The sequence below is a fragment of the Yersinia artesiana genome, assembly GCF_902726545.1.
GTDB lineage: Bacteria > Pseudomonadota > Gammaproteobacteria > Enterobacterales > Enterobacteriaceae > Yersinia > Yersinia artesiana.
This window is the reverse complement of sequence record NZ_CACVAD010000066.1, coordinates 1-22330: the sequence shown is the minus strand read 5'-3', so window position 1 is coordinate 22330 and position 22330 is coordinate 1. Positions and strand designations below refer to the sequence as shown.

Sequence of the window (22330 nt, the reverse complement as noted above, 5' to 3'; positions counted from 1 at the left end):
TAGTTAGTTCATTAATAATTTGAGTTTTGGTTTTTGTGATAACTAAAAGCATAATGGCATAATAAAGGAGACTATTCTTAGCCAAAACAGGAGTTAGAAACGAAAATATGTTAGTTTATTTTATGTCAGTTAGTTGTTTAAAGGGTTTTCACTCATTTGTCTAAAGGAGTGATATGTGTAAGCACTTATAACGCATGTTTACCTTGGAGCAATGTAACCATGTGTTTTGCATGATTATTGTATGTTGGTGGCGTTGGTATCTTACTTGTAATAATAGTATGCCAGCACTCCTTGGCAATCTTTGAGCCTAAACTTTCAGCCAATCGCCAGAAGATGAATAGATTTAATGATAGGGTTACCATGATGCTGCTTATCAATCAGGCTAACTTACTGGTGCTGTTTTTTTTAATACTAAGTGTTAGTGTTATGCGTGAGAAATTTAATCACGTCTCACTAATTAACTCGTCAGAGTATCAGGCTACAGTCTGGTGCCTTTTTGACCTCACTATCACTAATGCTTGAGTGACTATGAGCGCAGAACCCCATCATCTTTACAGTCAGTTACCCGCCATAGACAGCTTGTTGCGAGCGCCAGAAATGGCCTCTTTGCTGGATGAATATGGCGCAGCATTGTTAACTGAAAACCTGCGTTTGATGCAGGCTGAAGCCCGTGAATATATCCGTCAGTTCCATACATTGGCTGATTGGTGTGCGGACTGGCCTGCGGCTTTACGCCATCGACTGAACCAACGTCAACCCGCATTAAAACCCGTCTTTAACCTCTCCGGCACCGTTTTACACACCAATCTAGGACGAGCACCTTTAGCGGAGTCCGCTATTGCTGCGGTAACTGATGCCATGCGCGGCGCGGTTACTCTCGAATATTCCCTGAGTGGCGCAGGTCGCGGTCATCGTGATCGCGCGGTAGCCGATTTACTCTGCGAACTGACTGGCGCGGAAGATGCCTGCATCGTTAATAATAATGCTGCTGCGGTATTTTTGATGCTGACGGTCATGGCTGCCGGGAAGCAGGTGGTGGTTTCCCGTGGTGAATTGGTGGAAATTGGCGGCGCTTTTCGTATCCCGGATGTGATGCGTCAGGCCGGTTGTGAGCTGGTTGAAGTCGGTACCACCAACCGCACTCATCTGAAAGATTATCGCCAGGCCATTAGTGAACATACTGGTTTGCTGATGAAAGTGCATACCAGCAATTACAGTATCGAGGGCTTTACGGCCTCGGTGGCGGAGCAGCAACTGGTTGCGTTGGGGCATGAATTTGCGATTCCAACCGCAACAGATCTCGGCAGTGGTTCGCTGGTGGATATGACCCGCTACGGCTTACCGGCGGAACCGATGCCGCAGCAGTTAATTGCAGCGGGCGTCGATTTGGTGACATTTTCAGGGGATAAGTTGCTCGGCGGCCCGCAGGCAGGGATCATTCTCGGCAAAAAACAGTGGATTGACCAATTGCAGCAACATCCGCTCAAACGGGCGCTTCGGGCCGATAAAATGACACTGGCTGCACTGGATGCGACCTTGCGCCTCTATCAGCAACCCGATCGTTTGACCGAATTGTTACCGACAATGCGGCTGCTAACTCGTCCGGCACAAGATATTGCCGAGAGTGCGCAGCGGGTGCTGGCCGCCTTAAATAGCCGCTATGGTGCTGAGTTTACGCTGGCGGTAGAGCCATGCTGGTCGCAGATAGGCAGTGGCTCATTACCGGTCGATCGGTTACCCAGTTGGGCGGTAACATTTACCCCTAAAGATGGCAGCGGAAGCGCTCTGGAAGCACTAACGGCGCGCTGGCGTGGATTGGCTAAACCCATCATTGGCCGCGTGGCTGATGGGCGTTTATGGTTGGACTTGCGCTGTTTGGAGGATGAGGCAGCGTTGCTCAGGGAGTTGGCACTATGATTATTGCAACCGCGGGGCATGTCGATCACGGTAAAACCACGCTATTACAGGCGATTACCGGGGTTAATGCTGACCGCTTGCCGGAAGAAAAGCAGCGCGGGATGACCATTGATTTAGGTTATGCCTACTGGCCGCAATCAGATGACAGCATTATTGGGTTTATTGATGTCCCCGGACATGAGAAATTTCTTGCCAATATGTTGGCTGGCGTCGGCGGTATCGACCATGCGTTGCTGGTAGTGGCCTGTGATGATGGCGTGATGGCGCAAACCCGCGAGCATCTAGCCATCCTGCGGCTGACGGGCCGCCCGACATTGACGGTGGCGCTGACTAAATCCGATCGAGTGGATGATGAGCGTATTGCGCAAGTACGCCAGCAAGTGATGGCGGAGCTGTTAGCGCAAGGCTGGGGAATCGAGCAAGTCACTCTGTTTGTCACTGCGGCTACGGCCGACCTGGGTATCAGTGAATTGCGCGAGCATCTGGCGCAATGCCAGCAGCAAGATGAGAATAGTCATCGGCTATCACGGCGGTTTCGTCTGGCTATTGACCGCGCCTTCAGTGTAAAAGGCGCAGGTTTAGTGGTTACGGGAACGGCGTTAGCCGGCAAAGTGGCGGTGGGTGATACCTTATGGCTCACGGGCAGCGATCGCCCGGTACGGGTGCGAGGTATACATGCACAAAACCAGGATACCCAGCACGCGCAGGCCGGCCAGCGCATTGCCCTGAATATTTCCGGCGATATTAGTAAGCAACAGATCAATCGTGGTGACTGGCTATTAGCCCAACAGCCAGCGGAATCCGTTGATCGAGTGCTGGTCGTTGTCGATGCAGATGAACCCATACAGCACTGGCAACCGCTGCATTTGCATCATGCCGCCAGCCATATTACCGGGCGCTTTTCACTGCTTAACACCCCTCAACCGGAGGGCGATAAATCCCAATTGATACTGGCCGAGCTACTGTTGGATAACCCCCTGTGGTTGGCTGAAAATGACCGTCTGATTCTGCGAGATATAGCCGCGAAAAAGACATTGGGTGGAGCGCGTGTTATTCATCTGGCGGTGCCAAAACGGGGGAAACGGCAACCGGCATTTTTGGCGTGGTTAACCGCGTTAGCGCAAGCGAAGAGCGATCCTGAGGTGTTGGAACTGCACTTGGCACAAGGGCCAATTTCTCTGCATAAATTCAGTTGGGCGCGTCAGCTTAGCAGCCATGATATGGCAGCATTGCTGGCAGGTACGGATTGTGTGGTGGCGGGTGATATTGCTCTGTCCAGCCCTCATGCTCAGCAAGCTCAACAAACCTTATTGCATGTTTTATGTCTCTACCATCAACAGCATAGTGATCAGTTAGGATTAGGGCGGGCGCGGTTGCGCCGCATGGCACTGCCGACATTGGATGAAGCATTGGTGTTTCGTTTGATTGATAATCTGCTGACACAAGGCGCGCTAAAAAATACCCGTGGCTGGTTGCATCTGCCCGATCATGGATTGGGATTTACCGAGCAAGAACAAGTACGATGGCAACAGGTTGCTCCCTATTTCTCTGACGATCCGTGGTGGGTTCGTGATTTAGCGGCGGAATTGGCAATGGATGAAAGTGAAATGCGCAGCTTGCTACGTAAAGCGGCACAACTGGGCTATATCACGGCAATTGTTCCCGACCGCTACTACTTGAGCCAACGTATTGAGCAGTTTGCTGATTTGATTCGTGAATTGGGTGCCAGTCAAGGCAGCGCCAGCGCAGCAGATTTTCGCGACCGGTTAGGTATTGGCCGTAAGTTGGCGATTCAAATCCTGGAATTCTTTGACCGCAGCGGCTTCACTCGCCGTCGGGGTAATGACCATCTATTGCGCGACAGCGGACTGTTTTCTTCTGTGAATTAATAGGTCGTTGGGTTAACATCATTACAGATACCTATTCGCTTGAGTTCATTTGTAATGATGTTTTGGCTGTATTCCTAATTCTTTAGAATGGTTATATAGCCATCAGTACTATCGATGATCTTGCTATCGGCAGTAATTAGAGTGTGATTCTCTACTCTGGCTTGTGAAACTAAAATCCGGTCAAATGGATCTTGATGCATATTAGGGAGTTTAAGGGTGTTTAGAACGTGCTCACTTTTTACTGCTAATTCTTTAAATCCATTTTCAAACAATCCCTTCCGTAATATTTCTGGGTCAATTTCTATTTTCTTAAGTGCTTTTTTTATCGCAATTTCCCAGATATTGGCAACACTGAAATAAATTTCATTATTGTAATTGGTGATGATGTTTTCAACTTCCTTGTTGAGTTTCTCTGGTTTGGCAGCAAGCCAGATTAGAATATGAGTATCAAGTAAATAAATCATCTTCATCCTTAGCATCAAACAAATTAATGACAGCCTTGTCTTCATCATCAAAATTATCAGGGCAAGAGACTTTGCCAGCCAGAAAACCCAATTTACGTTTTGGCTGTTCCTCAATATAAGGAATGACTTTTACCAATGCCTTGCCATTTTTGGCGATCAAGAAAGGCTCGCCAGTAGTTGTCACTGCGTTAATCAACTTAGATAAGTTGGTCTTGGCATCATAAATATTGATCTTTTCCATAGACCCCCCTCTTTTTGTTGGCCTGTAGCAAATATAAAATACCATATCAATTTGGTCAAGCCAGGTTGACCAGACTAGATGCGGAGGGGAGCCATACTCCCCATTATTTAATTTACTCAGTAGTCAGGGCTTTCGGCTGGTGGCGAATAAAAATCATCACCAAACCCAGCCACAGCAAGCCGCTGATAAGATTGAACAGGTTGAAAATGCCGCTGTTTCCCCACAAATAAGCCACTTTGGCGAATTCAATCCCCAAGGTGAAGACCATCATACTGATCATCCCCATGGCAGCCGACACGGTTCCTTTACTGATATTGCTGGAGAACAGCGTTAGTCGTACTAAACCGGCGTTCGCCAGGCCAATACCAAAAGCATAGAGACTTAGGCCAGCAGTCATCCACAAATAAGCGTGGGATGAATAGAGGGTCGAGCCAGCGGCAATCATTAGGCCAATAATCATTGGGCCAGCACCATAGCGGATAAGCTGCGGAATGCTGGTTTTCCCGCTCAATTTCGCTAATGTCAGGTTGCCGATAATCAGTGCGCCGAAAATCGGTACCTGCAAAATGCCATATTCCACAGTTGAGAGCTGCTCACCGCTGATCAGAATCACTGGGGACTGGGCAATCCAGGTCAGTAGAGGCAAGCTGGCGAAGCCCAATGCGAGGGAGCCACACAGGAAACGGCGATTGGTTAGCACTTGCTTATAATCGTGCCACATCGCCCCTACCGACAGCTTTTCCCCTTGGCGTGAGGCGGTTTCTGGCATCGCGCGCCACAGCCCCACAAATGAAATTGCGCCGAGCGCTGCAAAGATCACAAACATGAACTGCCACGGGGCGACATGAATCAAGGCGGCACCCGCCAATGGGCCGAGCAACGGGGCAATTAATGCCACATTCGCCATCAGTGCGGTGATTTTGATACAGACCGCTTCTTCAAAGGATTCCTGAATAGTGGCGTAACCGACCGCGCCGATAAAGCACAAACCGATCCCTTGCAGGAAGCGCATGGCGATGAACTGTTCAATCGACGTGACCAATAATATGGCAAGACAGGTCACCACGAAGAATGCGACACCAACCAGCATCACTGGGCGACGGCCACGACGATCTGATAACGGCCCAAGCAACCATTGCAGGAACATCCCGCCAGCCAGATAGGCCGTCATTGATGTCGGAACCCACTCAATACTGGCATTAAAATCGGCGACTACCGCCAGCATACCGGGTTGAATCATATCGTTGGCGATATATGCGGCAAATTCGAATAATACCAGGCACAAGGGAAATAAAAGCGCCCGTCGACCTAAACGCGTCGCGGGTGAGAATGAAGTTTGCATAGGTTAAGCTATTAATAGTAAACATAAAAAACTGGAAGCGCTCAGGTAGGATCTACAGTCAGAGCGCATTAGGACGGCTATTTTGCCGTCAATATAACTTTATGGCAACAATTACCCTTCGTCCTGATGGGGTTTCATTTACTTTGGGTATAAATCAAATTTACGTTATTGTTTGCAGCCTGATTATTTGCGACATAAATAGATAAGCGTTTTTATAAATGACGGCGATAGAGAGTATGCATGACCAATAAGATTGGCTGGATTGATAATCTGCGGGCCGTTGCCTGCATTATGGTGGTCATGATCCATGCCACCACCTATTACGTCACCAGCGGGGCGCAAGTCGGGGAAGCGAACTGGGACATCGCCAATTTGCTGAATTCGGCTTCTCGGGCCTGTGTGCCCCTCTTCTTTATGATCTCCGGTTATCTGTTTTTTGGTGAAAAAAGCGCACAGCAAAAGCATTTTACCCGCATCGGGCTGTGTCTGTTGTTTTACAGCGTGATAGCACTTATCTATATTTCTACCCTGACCCCGATCAACGGTTGGGCGTCACTGAAAAACATCCTGCAAAAACCAGTGTTCTATCATTTGTGGTTTTTCTACGCCATTATTGTGGTTTATCTGGTATCACCACTGATTAACGTCAAACCGGTATCAGGCCGCTATCTGGCGGTCGCTATTTTGTTGTTGGCGGTAATTGCTAATCCGCAGACCAGTAAATATTCAATCGGTGGCTTTCAGTTGCTGCCGATAAACCTCTATATCTACGGCGATACTTTCTATTACTTGTTGTATGCGCTGCTGGGGCGAGCTATTGGTATGCTTGAGACGCGAGGGCGAGCTATCAGTTGGGGCGCGGTATTATTGTTTATCATGAGCGTGATATTTATTGCCATCTCAACGGAGAAGCAGACGCGAATTAATGGCAGCTTTGCCGATACCTTCTATATGTACTGCGGCCCCTTGGTCTTTGTTGCGGCGGTATCACTGCTGGTGTGGTTTAAAAACTGCCTGAATCAGCCCATTGCCTGGTTGAGTTGGCTGGCCGGACATTCGCTGGCTATTTATGGTTTCCATGCGCTGATTATTCATTTCATCCGCACCCATCATTATGATTTTACTGACTATCCGGTGCTGGATATTTTCTATGTCTTTGCCTTAGCACTGGCGTTAAGCACTTTATTGTCGATGGGGCTGCAACGCCTTGATCGGCGGCGATTAGTCAGTTAGTTACCGCCTGCCCACGCTGTTGTGCGCGCCGAAGCTGTCGGCCGGAGGAAAATCCGGCTGCCAGTGCAGCTTTCTCCAGATTAAATCCTTCTTGCAGGCGGACTTCGGCTACCGCGACCCGCAATTGTTCATGATATTCACGCACACTGATCCCGACATGTTCACGGAATAATCGGGTTAAATGACGGCTGCTGACATGCGCTTTGTGCGCCACCTGAAGCAGTGACCACTCCGCTTGCGGCTCTGCTGACATCACGTCCTGTGCCCGATGTACCGCCGGGTGGAGATGGTTGCGGTAACGTAACCAGGGTGAAAGTTGCGGGTCATCACCTGAGCGGCGAAAATACACCACCATTTCGCGCGCCACCTCCAGTGCAGTTTGCGGGCTACAATAACGGCTGATCAGATGCAAAGAGAGATCAATACCGGCGGTAATCCCGGCACTGGTATACACTCCGCGATCTTCGACAAAAATACGGTTTTCTTTGGTATGGGCCGCCGGCGCTTGCTGGCGTAACCGTTCAAGCACATGGTGATGAGTCGTGCATTGATAGCCATCCAATAGCCCGGCTTGCGCCGCCAATAATGCTCCAGAACAGACACAAACCAATATCGTTTTTTGCTGCGTAATGGCGGCTTGCTGTTGCTGTAACCATCGGCGGGCTATTGCGGCGGTTTCTGTCGCAAAATAGTGGCGTGAGTCACTCACCCCCGGCACCACCAGCAAACTACCTTCCGGTAAGCTGTCAGGTAGCGGCTGCAATTGGCCTAACATCATCTCGGTGGAGGACATTACCTCGGGCAATGGGCTGATATAACAAAGGTTAAATGACCCCGCCAGCCGTAACGTTTCGGCAGGGCCGGTTAAATCCAGCGACAGCACGCCGGGCAGCAAGAGAAAATAGACATTTCGTTGCATGGTTAATCCACAGTTATCGTCAGATAACGATTCATATAAGCCGGAATATTAGGGGTATGCTGTAGCAAAGTATCAACAAAAGCATCGCGCTCAAAGGCCATTACCTGTAAATCCCAAACACAGAAGGATTCATCACGTGCCGCGCGCCAAATTCCCTGTTCCTGCACCCAGACTTTCACCCGCAATTCGTTTTCGTTATCCCACCAGCCAACAATCAGGTAATTCAATGTTTTTCCCTGATGTTCAATCACCAAACCCACACCGGGGCGATCCTTTGTTTCAGCAGCATGAGGTAACCACTGGCTGACGAGTTGATAAGCAGGGGCATAATCTGGCGTGGCACCTTGCGCCTGCGCATAACGAATCACATAGCGTTTCAACTGCCAGCGGTTAAGATTTTTGATACCCGCAGGTGTGATAGCGCGAGGCAAATAAGGCTGTGGCTGCCAATTGACGACTTTTGGGGTAGCCGCTACTGATGGTGGTGAATCCAGTACTGCCAGTACTTGCGCGACGGTATGGATAGTCGCAAACCGGTCGACGAGCACCGTTTCCGTGCGTAATTTCAATTCCTCACTGCTCAGAACAATGCCGTTGGGCTGGGTCATTGGAAAGGTCAGTGTGGCTTCCGTGACAAAAGTGACCTGATAGCCCAGATCCGACGCCACGCGTGCGGTGGTTTCACAGCATTGTTCGGTGCGCATACCCGCAATAATCAGGTGGTTTATCTGACGCTCCTTTAGCCATTGATCCAGCCCTGAATCAGTTAGTGCATTATGCACTCGCTTTTGCACTGTCACATCTGCGTGATGGGAAACCAATGACAGCGGCTTCACATAGCCAGAAGCCAGCGAAAACGGGCCTTCCGGCGCGACGTGGAATACATCGACCAGTGCCACTCCGCGTTGTTTGCAGCCCGCAATAAGTTGGTTCAGCGCCGCAGAGAATGCAGGGAGATCCTGTTGTTGCCAAAAAGATTTATGTTCGAATGATTGTTGGACATCGATGATCAGTAATGCACTGTTAGTCATATCCGGCCCTCCGCCGTTTAGGTAGAGTTCCATCATCTGCGGGATTTTAATTAAGTGGAATGCCAAATCCGGCCATCATAGGGAGTAAAAGGGACCAGATTTTTACTCCCATATATTTATGGCTTGTGCTTTAGTTTACTCACATTCACACAATGGCAGTAATTGTTGATATAGCTTTTTAAAGATAACGCGACGGGCAGCGTAATCCTGATGGCGCTGTGCATGAGGTAAGTGGGTTTGTTCCAGTGGTAATGCAGGCAGTAATTCAGCTAACGGAATATCTGGGTTGAGGGCAATTTGGGCCAGCCTGGCCGCGCCGAGTGCGGGGCCGACATCACCGCCAGTCCGATACTCCAAAGTCTGGCCGCTGATATCTGCCAGCATTTGCCGCCAATAAGGGCTGCGCGCGCCACCACCAATTAGCGTGACTGATTTGGGCTGTAAGCCACTGGCATGCAGGGCATCCATTCCGTCAGCTAAAGCAAATCCGACTCCTTCCAATACTGCACGAGCTAAATCTGCCCGACCGTGTTGGTGGGTAAATCCCCAAAAGGCCCCTTTAGCATTAGGGTTGTTATGAGGAGTGCGTTCGCCGGAAAGGTAGGGGAGGAACCAAACGGGCGTGGCGGCTGGTGGTGTATTTTCCACTTCATTAATCAGCGCAGGAACACTCTCGGCACCGGTGAGTTGACATGCCCAATCAAGGCAGGATGCGGCGCTCAGCATCACTGACATCAGGTGCCAGGTATTGGGTAAAGCATGGCAAAAGCTGTGTACGGCGCTAGCTGGATTGCTGAGAAAGCCATCACTGACGGCAAAATAGACGCCGGATGTCCCCAGCGACAACATTGCCTGCCCGGTTTGATACAGGCCCACCCCGATAGCACCGGCGGCATTATCACCCCCGCCCGCCACGACTGGAATAGGGTTGATGCCCCAGCGGCGTGCAATTTCAGCACTAACATGGCCGGTAATCTGGCTGCCTTCGAAGAGAGCGGGCATCTGCTGGCGATCCAGGCCGCAGGCCGCCAGCATCTCATCGCTCCAGTCGCGCTTTGCCACATCAAGCCACATTGTGCCGGCGGCATCGGACATATCACTGGCAAAGTCACCAGTGATCAGAAAACGTAGATAATCTTTGGGTAACAATACCTTATCGATGCGATTGAAAATCTCTGGCTCATGTTCTGTCAGCCATTTCAGTTTCGGCGCGGTAAAACCCGGCATCATCAGGTTGCCGGTAATCTGGCGGGATTTTGGTACCGCGTTTTCCAGCGCCTGACACTGGACAAAGCTGCGGCCATCATTCCATAAAATAGCTGGTCGCAGCACCTGATGTTGTTTATCCAGCAAAGTTGCACCGTGCATTTGCCCCGTCAATCCCAGTGCTTTTACCTGTGTTAAATCATGGTCTGCGGCTAAAGCCTGCATAGCTTGATCAGTGGCTTGCCACCAGTCGGCGGGATTTTGCTCAGACCATAAAGGGTGTGGGCGGGAGACGGATAATGTTGCACCTTGGCTGGCAATGACTTGCCCGTTTTCAGCCAGGAGAATGGCTTTAACGCCGGAGGTGCCCAGATCGATGCCAAGGTACATACATACTCCTCATATTTATCGTCCAGAGAGTGAAGGGTTGACCGTGCCTAGGGGCACTTCGGTGGCTTACGCCACTACGACCCCAACGGCACGTTTCCCCTTCATTTGGCTTTCGGGGTTTATCAGCCGAAGATATAGCGGTTAACCCTATTTTCCAGCAGTTCTTGATGCCCGCTTTGATGGTGTGGGTTCAGATTATGTTGCTCGGCATAGGACGCTAAATCTTCCAGCGACATTTTGCCTTTCAGAATTTGTTGCCCCAAATCGCTATTCCACCCGGCATAACGTTTAGCAACCAACTGATCCAACTGACCATCTTCAATCATTTTTGCTGCAATCTTCAGTGCTAGAGCCATGGTGTCCATTGCCCCGATATGACCATAGAACAGGTCATATTTATCTGTACTTTGGCGGCGAACTTTGGCATCAAAATTCAGCCCACCGGTAGTAAAACCGCCGGCTTTGAGGATTTCAAACATCACTAGCGCATTTTCTTCCACACTGTTCGGGAACTGGTCGGTATCCCAACCTAATTGCGGATCACCACGGTTAGCGTCCACCGAACCGAAAATACCTAATGCAATCGCACTGGCAATCTCATGATGGAAAGAGTGCCCAGCCAAAGTGGCATGGTTGGCTTCAATGTTAACTTTAATTTCTTTTTCCAGACCAAACTGCTTAAGGAAGCCATAAACTGTAGCAACATCATAATCATACTGATGTTTAGTCGGTTCTTGGGGTTTTGGCTCGATCAACAATGTGCCCTGGAAACCAGTCTTGTGTTTATGTTCGACCACCATTTGCATAAAGCGGCCAATTTGCTCACGTTCTTGGCGTAAATCTGTATTTAACAGTGTTTCATAGCCTTCGCGCCCGCCCCACAATACATAGTTTTCCCCACCGAGTTTTTGGGTGGCATTCATGGCGGTAAAGACTTGGGTTGCCGCCCAGCTAAAGACTTCAGGGTCTGGATTAGTTGCGGCACCGGCACCGTAGCGCGGGTGGGTGAAGCAGTTGGCGGTGCCCCATAATAATTTTACGCCGCTATTTTCTTGCTTCTCAGCTAATACATCAGTCATGACGGCAAAATTATTTAAATATTCTTTTAATGATGCGCCTTCTGGTGAAACATCCACATCGTGGAAGCAGTAATAAGGCACATTCAGTTTATGGAAGAATTCAAAAGCCACATCAGCTTTACGTTTTGCCAAAGCCAATGCATCTCCCGATTGTTGCCATGGGCGCTCAAAGGCATTGCTGCCAAACATATCCGCCCCGCCCCAGCAGAAGGTATGCCAGTAGCAGGCAGCGAACCTTAGGTGATCGGCCATTCGCTTACCAAGGATAATTTCATCCGGATTGTAGTGATGAAATGCCAGTGGGTTAGAGCTCTGGCTGCCTTCGTAACGCACTTGTTCTAATTTATCAAAATAAGATGACATGCAATACTCCTTGGAAGCTGACCCGCATTATCGGGCTGGTGAGCTTTTATCTTCGGAGTTGTTTGTTATTCTCTCAATTACGTTATTTCACACTTAAATTCAGAGAATTATTAATTGTGGTGTAGATCTCATAAATACCCAATTAATTATAAAGAATCACTGGTATTCATTGTCTGGATAACATCTCTTACTGGAATTATGCATTTTGCAGGAAAGAAAACATGATCGTTATCATAAAATTAACATTAAACCAAAAAACATAATTGGCGGACGAAAATCTGTAATTGCCGATGTGCAAATAAGCGACAACAATCCCTATTGCAGTTGATGTTTACCGTTTCTCTTACCCTGCTTGCACAATAAGAAAGGTACCGAAAAATGAAATTTAAGAACATTTTACTCTCCGCATGTGCCGTTCTGGTCATGTTTAGCCAGCCCGGATTCAGTAAAGAAATTAAAATCGGTATGGCGATAGACGATCTTCGTCTTGAACGTTGGCAGAAAGACCGCGATATTTTTGTTAACAAGGCTGAGTCTCTCGGCGCTAAAGTATTTGTTCAATCAGCGAATGGTAATGAAGAAACTCAAATGTCGCAGATTGAGAATATGATTAACCGTGGTGTCGATGTCTTGGTTATTATTCCTTATAACGGGCAAGTATTAAGTAATGTGATTGCCGAAGCAAAACGGGAAGGAATAAAAGTATTAGCGTATGACCGTATGATAAATAATGCTGATATTGACTTTTATATCTCTTTCGATAATGAAAAAGTAGGTGAATTACAAGCTAAAAGTCTGGTTGAACGCGTGCCACAAGGCAATTATTTCTTGATGGGCGGTTCGCCGGTAGACAATAATGCCAAGCTGTTCCGTCAGGGGCAGATGACAGTTCTTAATCCATTGATAAAAGAGGGGAAAATAAAAATTGTCGGTGATCAGTGGGTTGATGCCTGGTTACCAGAAAATGCCTTAAAAATCATGGAAAATGCGCTAACAGCTAACAATAACAAAATTGATGCTGTCGTGGCGTCTAATGATGCCACCGCTGGTGGGGCTATTCAGGCGTTAGCAGCACAAGGTTTGGCAGGTAAAGTGGCTATTTCTGGACAGGATGCTGATTTAGCGGCAATAAAGCGTATTGTTGCTGGTACCCAGACTATGACGGTATATAAGCCAATCAGTAAATTAGCCAATGATGCGGCGGAAATTGCAGTAAGTTTGGGTAAAGGCGAAGAACCAAAAGCAAATAGTAAATTAAATAACGGTATCAAAGATGTTCCTGCTTATTTGTTAACGCCGATTCAGGTAGATAAAAATAATATCGATAGCACAATTATCGCAGATGGCTTCCACAAGAAATCGGACATTTACTAATTATTTTTTCGTTGCTGAATATATCAGAAGCCATTGGGGTTGTAGCTCATCATGCTGCAACCCCTGGCATAAAAGATATATGGAGGGAATTATGCCCTACCTGCTAGAAATGAAAGAAATTACCAAGCAGTTCGGTGTCGTTAAGGCGGTGGATAATATCAGCCTGACATTGGAAGCCGGGCAAGTATTATCTTTATGTGGCGAAAATGGCTCTGGAAAGTCCACATTAATGAAAGTGTTATGTGGTATTTACCCCGCAGGCACGTATCAGGGGGAAATCATTTTCTCAGGGGAAACACTTCAGGCCAAAAATATTCGTGAAACAGAACAAAAGGGCATCGCGATAATTCATCAGGAATTAGCATTGGTGAAGCAAATGTCGGTGCTGGAAAATATGTTTCTCGGCTCCGAATGGGGGCGTTTTGGCATTATGGATTACGACGCCATGTACCTGCGCTGTCAACGGATGTTGGCTCAGGTCAAACTGGTGGTAGACCCTCATACCCCGGTAGGTGAATTGGGGCTTGGGCAGCAGCAATTGGTTGAAATTGCCAAAGCGCTGAACAAACAAGTTCGGTTGCTGGTACTGGATGAACCGACCGCTTCTTTAACCGAAAGTGAAACGGCTATTTTGCTGGATATTATCCGTGACCTGCGCAATCACGGCATTGCCTGCATCTATATTTCGCACAAATTGAATGAAGTGAAAGCGATATCAGATCATATCTGTGTGATCCGCGATGGCCGCCATATCGGCACTCGCTCTGCGGCGACCATGAGCGAAGATGACATCATCGCCATGATGGTGGGCCGTGAACTGAAAGAACTCTATCCACACGAAGCCCACCACATTGGTGAGGAAATTCTGCGAGTGGAAAATATCTGTGCCTGGCACCCGGTAAACCGCCATATCCGGCGAGTGGATGATGTCTCTTTCTCTTTAAAACGCGGGGAGATATTAGGTGTCGCCGGGCTGGTGGGGTCTGGCCGAACAGAAACAGTGCAATGCTTATTCGGTGTTTACCCTGGTCGTTGGCAGGGAGAAATATTTATTGATGGCAAAGCTGTGACCATCAGTAATTGTCAGCAAGCCATGAAACTCGGGATTGCCATGGTGCCAGAAGATCGTAAGAAAGACGGCATCGTACCGGTTATGGGGGTGGGGGCTAATATCACACTGGCTGCGCTAGATGACTTCACCGGCTCTTTCAGTGTGTTGGATGATGCGAAAGAACAATCGACAATTGAGCAATCGCTCGCTCGATTAAAGGTGAAAACCTCCTCTTCGGAGCTGGCTATTGCCCGCCTCAGTGGGGGAAATCAGCAAAAAGCTATTCTTGCCAAATGCTTGCTACTGAACCCACGAATTTTGATTCTCGATGAACCGACGCGCGGTATCGACATTGGTGCAAAATATGAGATTTATAAACTTATCAATCAATTAGTCCAGCAGGGGATTGCGGTCATTGTGATTTCCTCTGAACTACCGGAGGTCTTGGGATTAAGTGATCGGGTGCTGGTCATGCATCAAGGGCGTATCAAAGCCGATCTCATTAACCATAATCTGACGCAAGAGAAGGTCATGGAAGCCGCACTCAGGAGTGAAACCCATGTCGCAAGCTAATCAAACTGAAGTGAACACACCCGAAAATGGCGATAAAAAGCCATTGTTTCGACTAAAATCGGTTAATTTACAAGTCTTTGTCATGCTGGCGGCTATTGCCGTGATTATGCTGTTTTTCACTTTCACCACTGAAGGGGCCTATCTCAGCGCCAGGAATATCTCGAATTTATTACGGCAAACGGCGATCACCGGCATTTTGGCGGTGGGGATGGTGTTTGTCATTATTTCGGCTGAAATCGATTTGTCTGTTGGCTCAATGATGGGGCTATTGGGTGGTGCGGCTGCCATTTTTGATGTGTGGCTCGGCTGGCCGCTCCCTCTGACCATTGTGGTTACTCTGGGATTGGGGTTGGTGCTTGGCGCATGGAATGGTTGGTGGGTTGCTTATCGCAAAGTGCCTTCGTTTATTGTCACATTGGCGGGGATGTTGGCTTTCCGTGGCATTTTAATTGGCATCACCAATGGTACGACGGTTTCACCTACCAGTAATGCCATGTCACAGATTGGTCAAAGTTATCTGCCAAACGGCCTTGGTTTTGGTATTGGTGCGATTGGCCTGATGCTATTTGTTGCCTGGCAGTGGCGTCGGCGTAGCCATCGTATCCGGCTGGGTTTGCCTGTTGCCGCGCCACAAGGTGATGTTACTCGTCAAACTATTACCGCAGTTATCGTTCTTGGTGCCATATATTTACTGAATGATTATCGGGGCGTCCCTACGCCGGTATTGATTCTCACGGCATTGATGTTGGCGGGTATTTTTATGGCCACCCGCACCGCATTTGGCCGCCGGATCTATGCTATTGGCGGCAATATCGATGCCGCGCGCTTGTCTGGGGTGAATGTGGAACGCACCAAACTGGCGGTATTTGCTATCAATGGGTTGATGGTTGCCATGGCCGGTTTGATTCTCAGCTCACGCCTTGGGGCTGGCTCACCTTCAGCCGGTAATATTGCCGAACTGGATGCGATTGCCGCTTGTGTCATTGGTGGCACCAGCCTGGCGGGTGGGATCGGGAGTGTGGCGGGTGCTGTTATGGGGGCATTTATCATGGCTTCTCTCGACAATGGGATGAGCATGCTAGATGTGCCGACGTTCTGGCAGTACATTGTCAAGGGTGCAATTTTGCTATTGGCAGTGTGGATGGATTCCGCCACCAAACGCCGAGTGTGATCCCATCTTCAAAAAGAGATCAATGCCATACTGCATTGATCTCTGAGGTTAATGACAAAGTGTCTGTAGTGGTGAAAACAGGCAGATCGTAAAGACGCGGTACTTCTTTTGTTAAAACAAGCATCCCTGGCGCGGACGCACCTGCTTTCACCTTGCAAGATCGAGTCCTTTGGGTTTGTCTGTTACCCCTCCCCACCTATTTCAGGAGCTATTCCCATGTTTGAGAAACGCTACCGGATAACCTTGTTATTTAATGCTAACAAAGTATACGACCGGCAAGTGGTGGAAGGTGTCGGTGAGTATTTGCAGGCATCACAGTGCGACTGGGATATTTTTATTGAAGAGGATTTTCGCTGCCGCATTGAGAATATCAGGGATTGGTTAGGCGATGGTGTTATTGCCGATTTTGATGATCGGCAGATAGAGCAACTGCTGGCGAATGTTGATGTTCCGATTATCGGCGTGGGGGGGTCTTATCATCAGTCAGAGGATTATCCGCCAGTCGATTATATTGCAACGGATAATGCGGCGCTGGTTGAGGCGGCATTTATGCATTTGAAAGAGAAGGGTTTAAACCGTTTTGCATTTTATGGTTTGCCGGCCAGTAGTGATAAACGCTGGGCGCAGGAGCGGGAGTATGCCTTCCGGCAATTAGTCGCGGCAGAGCAATATCAAGGTGTAGTCTATCAGGGGATGGCAACTGCGCCGGCCAACTGGCAATACACGCAAAATCGGCTGGCGGATTGGGTGCAAACTTTGCCACATCAGACGGGTATTATTGCTGTCACTGACGCGCGGGCGCGCCATTTATTGCAAGTGTGCGAGCATCTGGATATCGCAGTGCCGGAGAAATTGAGTGTAATTGGTATTGATAATGAAGAACTAACCCGCTATTTATCGCGAGTGGCACTTTCGTCGGTAGTGCAAGGGACGCGGCAGATGGGCTATCGCGCGGCTAAGTTGTTGCATCAGCGCCTTAATCAGCGCCAGAAACAACAAGAAGCTGCGCCGTTGCAGCGTATTCTGGTACCTCCGGTGAAAGTGATGGCGCGGCGTTCGACGGATTTTCGCTCATTACGCGATCCGGCCGTGATTCAGGCGATGCACTATATCCGCCATCATGCCTGCAAGGGGATTAAGGTTGAACAGGTGCTGGATGCAGTAGGGATGTCACGCTCAAACCTGGAAAAGCGCTTCAAAGATGATATTGGGCAGACTATTCATGGTGTTATTCATGAAGAGAAGCTCGATCGGGCGCGCAATTTGTTGTCTGCAACTTCATTACCCATCAATGAAATCTCTCAAATGTGCGGTTATCCATCGCTGCAATATTTCTATTCGGTCTTCAAAAAAGGCTATTCAATCACGCCCAAAGAGCATCGTGATAAGTATGGTGAGGTTAGCTATTAGTCGTTTTTAAGCCGAAGACGATGACGTTAGATTCCGCCTGGTGAGGGAATTTATTCATCATACCTATTGAATGAATAGCACCATATAATAAACACGCTATAATCACCGCCTTACACTCATATCTTCTCTGGAAGATCATCGTCCCCGGTGGGGCGGCTGGACTTCAAATCCAGATGGGGCCGCCAGCGGTCCCTGGCAGGTTCGACTCCTGTGATCTTCCGCCAATTTGCCTCTCCTGAACTCCCTCGAAGTCAACAAAACCCCTGTAATACCTGATAAAATAAGAGAAATAACCCCACCATTGTCGCCTGAAGGTAATCGGCATCAAGTCCTTTTTGGGGGTACATTAGGGGGTGTTATTTTCCTTTAAAATATCAGCACCCCCATAATGGTAAAAATGTGATATATAACAACAGGTTTCAAAGACATCTTTGTTATATAAGGGGTACATGGGGGTATCAGGTTAATCATTAGCGGAAGTCCCCTGGAGGATGGATTTATCAAAAGCCGGAGGATGTAATGGCGCTAACCGATGTAAAAGTGAAAACCGCAAAGCCAAAAGAAAAGCCCTATAAGCTGACCGATGGCGGCGGCATGTATCTACTGATTAACGCTAATGGTTCCAAATACTGGCGTATGAAGTACCGCTTCGCCGGTAAAGAAAAGATGCTTTCCATTGGCGTATACCCTGATGTTTCCCTGGCAGACGCACGCGAAAAGCGCAGTGAGGCCAGAAAAATTCTCTCCGCTGGAGGAGATCCGGGTGAAGTAAAGAAAGAAGAAAAAATCGCCCAGCAAATGAGCCAAAAGAATACGTTCGAGGCCATTGCCCGCGAATGGCATCAGACGAAAGCCGATCGCTGGTCATTACGCTACCGCGATGAAATCATCGACACCTTCGAGAAGGATATCTTCCCTCATACGGGAAGACGCCCTATCGTCGATATTAAGCCGATGGACTGGCTTGAGATCCTTCGTCGCCTTGAAAAGCGCGGCGCTTTAGAGAAAATGCGCAAAGTCCGCCAGCGTTGTAATGAAGTCTACCGTTACGCTATCGTTACCGGGAGAGCTGAATATAATCCCGTGTCAGATCTTGCTACAGCGCTGGCAACGCCTAAGAAAACACATTTCCCGTTCCTCACAGTCGAAGAGTTACCACACTTCCTTAAAGATCTGGCCGGATACACCGGTAGTATTATCACCAAAACAGCCACACAGATCATCATGTTAACCGGCGTGCGTACACAAGAGCTGCGTTTCGCTCGCTGGGAAGATATCGATTTTGAGAAGAAATTGTGGGAAATCCCGGCAGAAGTGATGAAGATGAAACGGCCTCATATTGTGCCGCTCTCAGAGCAGGTCATTGCGCTGTTTGCACAGCTTGAACCGATCTCAAGGCATCACCCGCTGGTTTTTATCGGCAGGAATGATCCTCGCAAGCCGATCAGCAAGGAAAGCATTAATCAGGTTATCGAATTGCTGGGATATAAAGGCAGGCTGACGGGGCACGGTTTCCGCCACACGATGAGCACCATTCTGCATGAGCAGGGGTTTAACTCCGCGTGGATTGAAACGCAGCTTGCACACGTCGATAAGAACGCGATTCGCGGGACGTATAACCATGCTCAGTATCTTGATGGGCGTAGGGAAATGATGCAGTGGTATGCGGATTATATCGATGAGTTAGGGAGAGCTGGGGCAGTGGTAGAAGGGATGTTTGGGAAGACTGCATAAATTAATAAATAGCCTTCTAGCGGTAAAGATGGCTATTTATTTAAGGTTTCATGACGCTTTGTTTTCAAAAAGCTCTGAATTGCTGGCGTAAGGTACTTTCCCGGAAGGAACCACCTTTGCAGCAGTATTCAAATGCACATCCTGATCGTCAAAGAAAATGTGCGGTTTAAATGCCTTCAAAACTTTTGTTTTCTCTACACCGCCAAGAAAAAAAGCTTCATCGACATACACCCCCCAGCTTCTCAGTGTTTTAATGACGCGCATTTCCGATGGGCTGTTTCTGGCGGTCACCAGTGCAATACGGACAGGGGAATACTCAACTCTTGTCGGTAGTCGCTCCTGAAGCTTGGCTATTTTTTTTAGCAAAGTGGCATATGGACCCTCAGCCATTGGGATATCTTGTTGTGCATCCTCCAGCGCATGAAAAGCAGCCATCCCTTGAGTCTTATAAACTAACTCACTTTCATCAGAGAAAAGCACGGCATCACCGTCAAACGCAATGCGGACCTGCCCTTCCGGGATATCTGAGGCGTCGGAGGGAGGATCTTTGAGGATTGCAGCGGCGCAGAATCGGGAATCAATTACCTTTTGCGCATCTTCAACGTTAGTTGTTAAAAACAGATCCACATCAAAGGCATCAAGGTAATCGGCAACGGTTTCGCCTGCGGTAAAAGCTGAACGTGTAATATCGAGTTTGTCATGGCGAATGGTATTTAGAACACGGATACCTGTATCAGGACTGTTACGCGACATAACAACGACTTCAACCAACGGTGATTGATCATCCGGTTGACGATACTGGTTCAGACCCAGAAGCGCTTTGACCAAGGGGTAACCTGTACCAGGCTGCAAAGGTTGGTTTTCGTGTTCCAGCATGTAGGCGCGATACTTTTCAATGGCGCTATCAGGATCGGTCGCATAGGTTTCCCGAAACATGCGATCGGATTCACTCATGTCAAAAAGCGCAGTTGCACTGATGCCAATAACTAAGGTGTTACTTAAATCTAAAGGCATTGTTTATCCTGAAGTAAAGGGGCAAGATTACTGCACCACCGTATCATAACGCAGGCACTGTGTAGCGGATACTGGCCACAGATCTATAGATAATGGGCCAAATTGCCAGAACAGATAAATGAATTTTAAAGGTGCAAAATTTTTTAATCATGCACTGGAGATGGCAACCGCAATGTCTTACCGTTGTCTCAGTTGAGGATTTTTGATAGGGAATACCAATATGAATTTCAAGAAAAAACTCGAAGAGCATTTTAAGCAGTTTGAGGCATCCCCTGTGTTATTTGTTGGCTCCGGAGTGTCTCGTCGTTACCTTGGTGTGCCATGTTGGCAAGACCTTTTGAAGCATTTTGCTGAGGCGATTGGGGAAAATCATATAAAATTAAAAACAAAATCTAATGGTGACTTACCCGAATATGCACAATTATTAGTGTCGGCATACGCTGAGAAATGGTGGGATACTAAAGAAGGACAATTAGCATTAAGTGAAAAAGAACAGGAGAAAATTTTCATTAACGAACAGTCTCCTTTGAAGTTGTCAATATCTAAATATATTGAGAATGCACATAAAAATATTATAGAAAATGATGAGTTAAAACACGAAATTTCTCTTTTTGCGAAAGCAAATATTGATGGGGTTATTACCACAAACTGGGATGTTTTTCTAGAAAGCCTTTTCCCTAAATTTACAACCTTTATAGGCCAGGACGGGTTGATTACTGGCAGGAGTCACGGCATTGCCGAAATATATAAAATACATGGTTGCTGCACTGAGCCTAACTCATTGATTTTAACATCAAGTGACTATGATAAATATAGGAAGAAAAACCCCTACCTATCATCTAAGTTACTAACTATGTTTATAGAGAGGCCTGTTATTTTCTTAGGTTACTCTTTAACAGATGAACATATAGCTGAAATCCTGGAAGATATAGTTAGTTGTTTTCCTGATGCTAGTTTGGATTTTTTACAGAACAAATTATTGTTTGTTGAATGGAAACCTGAACTTGAAGAGGCCGACATTAGTGATTCTGTTATTCATAAAAAAATACCAGTAAAATATGTTCAGGCACCATCTTATAAAGAAATATTTGAAGTGCTGAGTGAAACTAAAAAAAGGATTCCAGCACATTTATTCCGAATGATAAAAGATGAACTTTATGAATTAGTCTTAACTGATGATCCGAAAGGGAAATTATATGTGAGGGACTCAGAGAAGATTGAAGAGGGCGCCAATACAACAGAGTTTGTTGTGGGATATGGTGCTATTTCGATGGTGAAAAAATCAGAATCGATGGCAGCAAAAGGATTGGTTGGGCTGGAGCGTGTAGACCTCATCCGTGAAGTTGTATTCGAAAATGGACATTATGATTGGGAATGCGTTGTTAATGATGTTCTGCCAAATATTTGCAAAGGTAATGCGCGCATTCCTATTTTTCATTTCTTAAATCATGCTAATTTAATTAATCCTGACGGGAGTATAATTAACGAGCCTGAACTTGCAGGTGGTGTTTTATCACGATTAGATATTACTCCTGTAAGTTTTCAGTCTCAAGGTTGGGATAAACGACGTTCTGAAAACGTTCCTGAAGTTAGAGTTGGTGTAAATGAGTTATATCTTGCTTATGATTTCGGTTTTTTTTTGAGGATGATGCCCTATATGGAACCAGGTTTAATTAATCGAGATATGAATGAACTACATAAAATACTGAAAAAGCATATTGATGAAGCGATGAGCATTCAGGCTCTATCAAGTAATTTTTGTAGACTGGTCTGTCTGTATGATTTTATAAAGAATAGCAATAAATTTTAAGAGTTAAGGTTTCACTTATTAAGTGAAACCTTTGACTTATAGATTATAATAGATTTTGAATTTGAAAGTGTTTTTTACTTAATGATGACAGTAATTCTTCCAAATCGTTATGGTTTATT

At 47.4% G+C, this 22330-nt stretch carries 17 protein-coding genes and 1 tRNA gene; 10 read left to right on the top strand and 8 right to left on the bottom strand.

Annotated elements, in window-relative coordinates; genetic code table 11:
• Window positions 1–528: 528 nt before the first annotated feature.
• Window positions 529–1917 carry an L-seryl-tRNA(Sec) selenium transferase gene (gene selA / locus HU019_RS18045; RefSeq protein ID WP_174848242.1) on the top strand — a complete coding sequence of 463 codons (1389 nt, stop codon included), beginning with the start codon at window positions 529–531 and terminating at the stop codon, window positions 1915–1917.
• A complete protein-coding gene (selB, locus tag HU019_RS18040; protein ID WP_174848241.1) occupies window positions 1914–3806 on the top strand; it encodes a selenocysteine-specific translation elongation factor in 1893 nt (630 codons plus the stop codon). Before selA ends, selB begins: the two co-directional genes overlap by 4 nt.
• A gap of 74 nt (window positions 3807–3880) precedes the next feature.
• Here selB and HU019_RS18035 read toward each other — a convergent pair whose 3' ends face one another.
• The 3 genes from HU019_RS18035 to HU019_RS18025 form a co-directional block, all read right to left on the bottom strand.
• The gene (locus HU019_RS18035) at window positions 3881–4270 is read right to left on the bottom strand and encodes a type II toxin-antitoxin system VapC family toxin (protein ID WP_174848240.1); all 390 of its coding nucleotides are present in this window, start codon (window positions 4268–4270) and stop codon (window positions 3881–3883) included.
• Window positions 4254–4511 (bottom strand): type II toxin-antitoxin system Phd/YefM family antitoxin, encoded by a 258-nt coding sequence (locus HU019_RS18030; RefSeq protein ID WP_145589405.1) that lies wholly within the window; start codon window positions 4509–4511, stop codon window positions 4254–4256. The genes HU019_RS18035 and HU019_RS18030 overlap by 17 nt, the downstream gene beginning before the upstream one ends.
• A 112-nt stretch (window positions 4512–4623) precedes the next feature.
• Window positions 4624–5853 carry an MFS transporter gene (locus HU019_RS18025; protein ID WP_174848239.1) on the bottom strand — a complete coding sequence of 410 codons (1230 nt, stop codon included), beginning with the start codon at window positions 5851–5853 and terminating at the stop codon, window positions 4624–4626.
• 240 nt (window positions 5854–6093) lie between these two features.
• On the opposite strand from HU019_RS18025, the gene HU019_RS18020 reads away from it, so the two are divergent.
• Entirely contained in the window at window positions 6094–7086 is a 993-nt protein-coding gene (locus HU019_RS18020; RefSeq protein WP_174848238.1) for an acyltransferase, read from the top strand.
• On the opposite strand, the gene HU019_RS18015 is transcribed toward HU019_RS18020, so the two are convergent.
• The 4 genes from HU019_RS18015 to xylA all read right to left on the bottom strand — a co-directional run bounded on the left by HU019_RS18015 (window position 7079) and on the right by xylA (window position 12074).
• Entirely contained in the window at window positions 7079–8005 is a 927-nt protein-coding gene (locus tag HU019_RS18015; protein ID WP_174848237.1) for a GlxA family transcriptional regulator, read from the bottom strand. The two genes, HU019_RS18020 and HU019_RS18015, sit on opposite strands and share 8 nt — an antisense overlap.
• Window positions 8006–8007: 2 nt before the next feature.
• A complete protein-coding gene (locus HU019_RS18010) occupies window positions 8008–9036 on the bottom strand; it encodes an isochorismatase family protein (RefSeq protein ID WP_174848236.1) in 1029 nt (342 codons plus the stop codon).
• 135 nt (window positions 9037–9171) lie between these two features.
• The gene (gene xylB / locus HU019_RS18005; protein WP_174848235.1) at window positions 9172–10632 is read right to left on the bottom strand and encodes a xylulokinase; all 1461 of its coding nucleotides are present in this window, start codon (window positions 10630–10632) and stop codon (window positions 9172–9174) included.
• A 122-nt stretch (window positions 10633–10754) separates the two neighbouring features.
• Window positions 10755–12074 (bottom strand): xylose isomerase, encoded by a 1320-nt coding sequence (gene xylA / locus HU019_RS18000; protein WP_174848234.1) that lies wholly within the window; start codon window positions 12072–12074, stop codon window positions 10755–10757.
• 378 nt (window positions 12075–12452) lie between these two features.
• Between xylA and xylF the strand changes: the two genes are divergently transcribed.
• The 6 genes from xylF to HU019_RS17970 all read left to right on the top strand — a co-directional run bounded on the left by xylF (window position 12453) and on the right by HU019_RS17970 (window position 19387).
• A complete protein-coding gene (gene xylF / locus HU019_RS17995) occupies window positions 12453–13448 on the top strand; it encodes a D-xylose ABC transporter substrate-binding protein (protein ID WP_174848233.1) in 996 nt (331 codons plus the stop codon).
• A 91-nt stretch (window positions 13449–13539) separates the two neighbouring features.
• Window positions 13540–15072, top strand: a complete 1533-nt coding sequence (locus tag HU019_RS17990) for a xylose ABC transporter ATP-binding protein (RefSeq protein WP_174848232.1) — start codon at window positions 13540–13542, stop codon at window positions 15070–15072.
• Window positions 15059–16243 carry a xylose ABC transporter permease XylH gene (gene xylH / locus HU019_RS17985; RefSeq protein WP_019081420.1) on the top strand — a complete coding sequence of 395 codons (1185 nt, stop codon included), beginning with the start codon at window positions 15059–15061 and terminating at the stop codon, window positions 16241–16243. The genes HU019_RS17990 and xylH overlap by 14 nt, the downstream gene beginning before the upstream one ends.
• A gap of 216 nt (window positions 16244–16459) precedes the next feature.
• Entirely contained in the window at window positions 16460–17653 is a 1194-nt protein-coding gene (gene xylR / locus HU019_RS17980; RefSeq protein ID WP_174848231.1) for a D-xylose utilization transcriptional activator XylR, read from the top strand.
• A gap of 129 nt (window positions 17654–17782) precedes the next feature.
• Window positions 17783–17877, top strand: a tRNA-Sec gene (locus HU019_RS17975).
• Window positions 17878–18172: 295 nt separating this feature from the next.
• Complete coding sequence (locus tag HU019_RS17970) at window positions 18173–19387, top strand: tyrosine-type recombinase/integrase (RefSeq protein ID WP_039026320.1); 1215 nt, start codon at window positions 18173–18175, stop codon at window positions 19385–19387.
• A gap of 48 nt (window positions 19388–19435) precedes the next feature.
• Here HU019_RS17970 and HU019_RS17965 read toward each other — a convergent pair whose 3' ends face one another.
• Complete coding sequence (locus tag HU019_RS17965) at window positions 19436–20401, bottom strand: 5'-nucleotidase (RefSeq protein WP_032250630.1); 966 nt, start codon at window positions 20399–20401, stop codon at window positions 19436–19438.
• A gap of 220 nt (window positions 20402–20621) precedes the next feature.
• Between HU019_RS17965 and HU019_RS17960 the strand changes: the two genes are divergently transcribed.
• Window positions 20622–22211, top strand: coding sequence for an SIR2 family protein (locus HU019_RS17960; RefSeq protein WP_032250632.1), 1590 nt, complete (start codon window positions 20622–20624; stop codon window positions 22209–22211).
• The last annotated feature ends 119 nt before the right edge of the window (window positions 22212–22330 follow it).

Bases quoted from the DNA above. Each gene is read 5' to 3' on its own strand.
- selB (WP_174848241.1), top strand. From the start codon at position 1,914: ATGATTATTGCAACCGCGGGGCATGTCGATCACGGTAAAACCACGCTA.
- xylR (WP_174848231.1), top strand. From the start codon at position 16,460: ATGTTTGAGAAACGCTACCGGATAACCTTGTTATTTAATGCTAACAAA.
- HU019_RS18020 (WP_174848238.1), top strand. From the start codon at position 6,094: ATGACCAATAAGATTGGCTGGATTGATAATCTGCGGGCCGTTGCCTGC.
- selA (WP_174848242.1), top strand. From the start codon at position 529: ATGAGCGCAGAACCCCATCATCTTTACAGTCAGTTACCCGCCATAGAC.
- HU019_RS17990 (WP_174848232.1), top strand. From the start codon at position 13,540: ATGCCCTACCTGCTAGAAATGAAAGAAATTACCAAGCAGTTCGGTGTC.
- HU019_RS18015 (WP_174848237.1), bottom strand. From the start codon at position 8,005: ATGCAACGAAATGTCTATTTTCTCTTGCTGCCCGGCGTGCTGTCGCTG.
- xylA (WP_174848234.1), bottom strand. From the start codon at position 12,074: ATGTCATCTTATTTTGATAAATTAGAACAAGTGCGTTACGAAGGCAGC.
- HU019_RS17965 (WP_032250630.1), bottom strand. From the start codon at position 20,401: ATGCCTTTAGATTTAAGTAACACCTTAGTTATTGGCATCAGTGCAACT.
- HU019_RS17970 (WP_039026320.1), top strand. From the start codon at position 18,173: ATGGCGCTAACCGATGTAAAAGTGAAAACCGCAAAGCCAAAAGAAAAG.
- xylH (WP_019081420.1), top strand. From the start codon at position 15,059: ATGTCGCAAGCTAATCAAACTGAAGTGAACACACCCGAAAATGGCGAT.
- HU019_RS18010 (WP_174848236.1), bottom strand. From the start codon at position 9,036: ATGACTAACAGTGCATTACTGATCATCGATGTCCAACAATCATTCGAA.
- HU019_RS18035 (WP_174848240.1), bottom strand. From the start codon at position 4,270: ATGATTTATTTACTTGATACTCATATTCTAATCTGGCTTGCTGCCAAA.
- HU019_RS18030 (WP_145589405.1), bottom strand. From the start codon at position 4,511: ATGGAAAAGATCAATATTTATGATGCCAAGACCAACTTATCTAAGTTG.
- xylF (WP_174848233.1), top strand. From the start codon at position 12,453: ATGAAATTTAAGAACATTTTACTCTCCGCATGTGCCGTTCTGGTCATG.
- xylB (WP_174848235.1), bottom strand. From the start codon at position 10,632: ATGTACCTTGGCATCGATCTGGGCACCTCCGGCGTTAAAGCCATTCTC.
- HU019_RS17960 (WP_032250632.1), top strand. From the start codon at position 20,622: ATGAATTTCAAGAAAAAACTCGAAGAGCATTTTAAGCAGTTTGAGGCA.
- HU019_RS18025 (WP_174848239.1), bottom strand. From the start codon at position 5,853: ATGCAAACTTCATTCTCACCCGCGACGCGTTTAGGTCGACGGGCGCTT.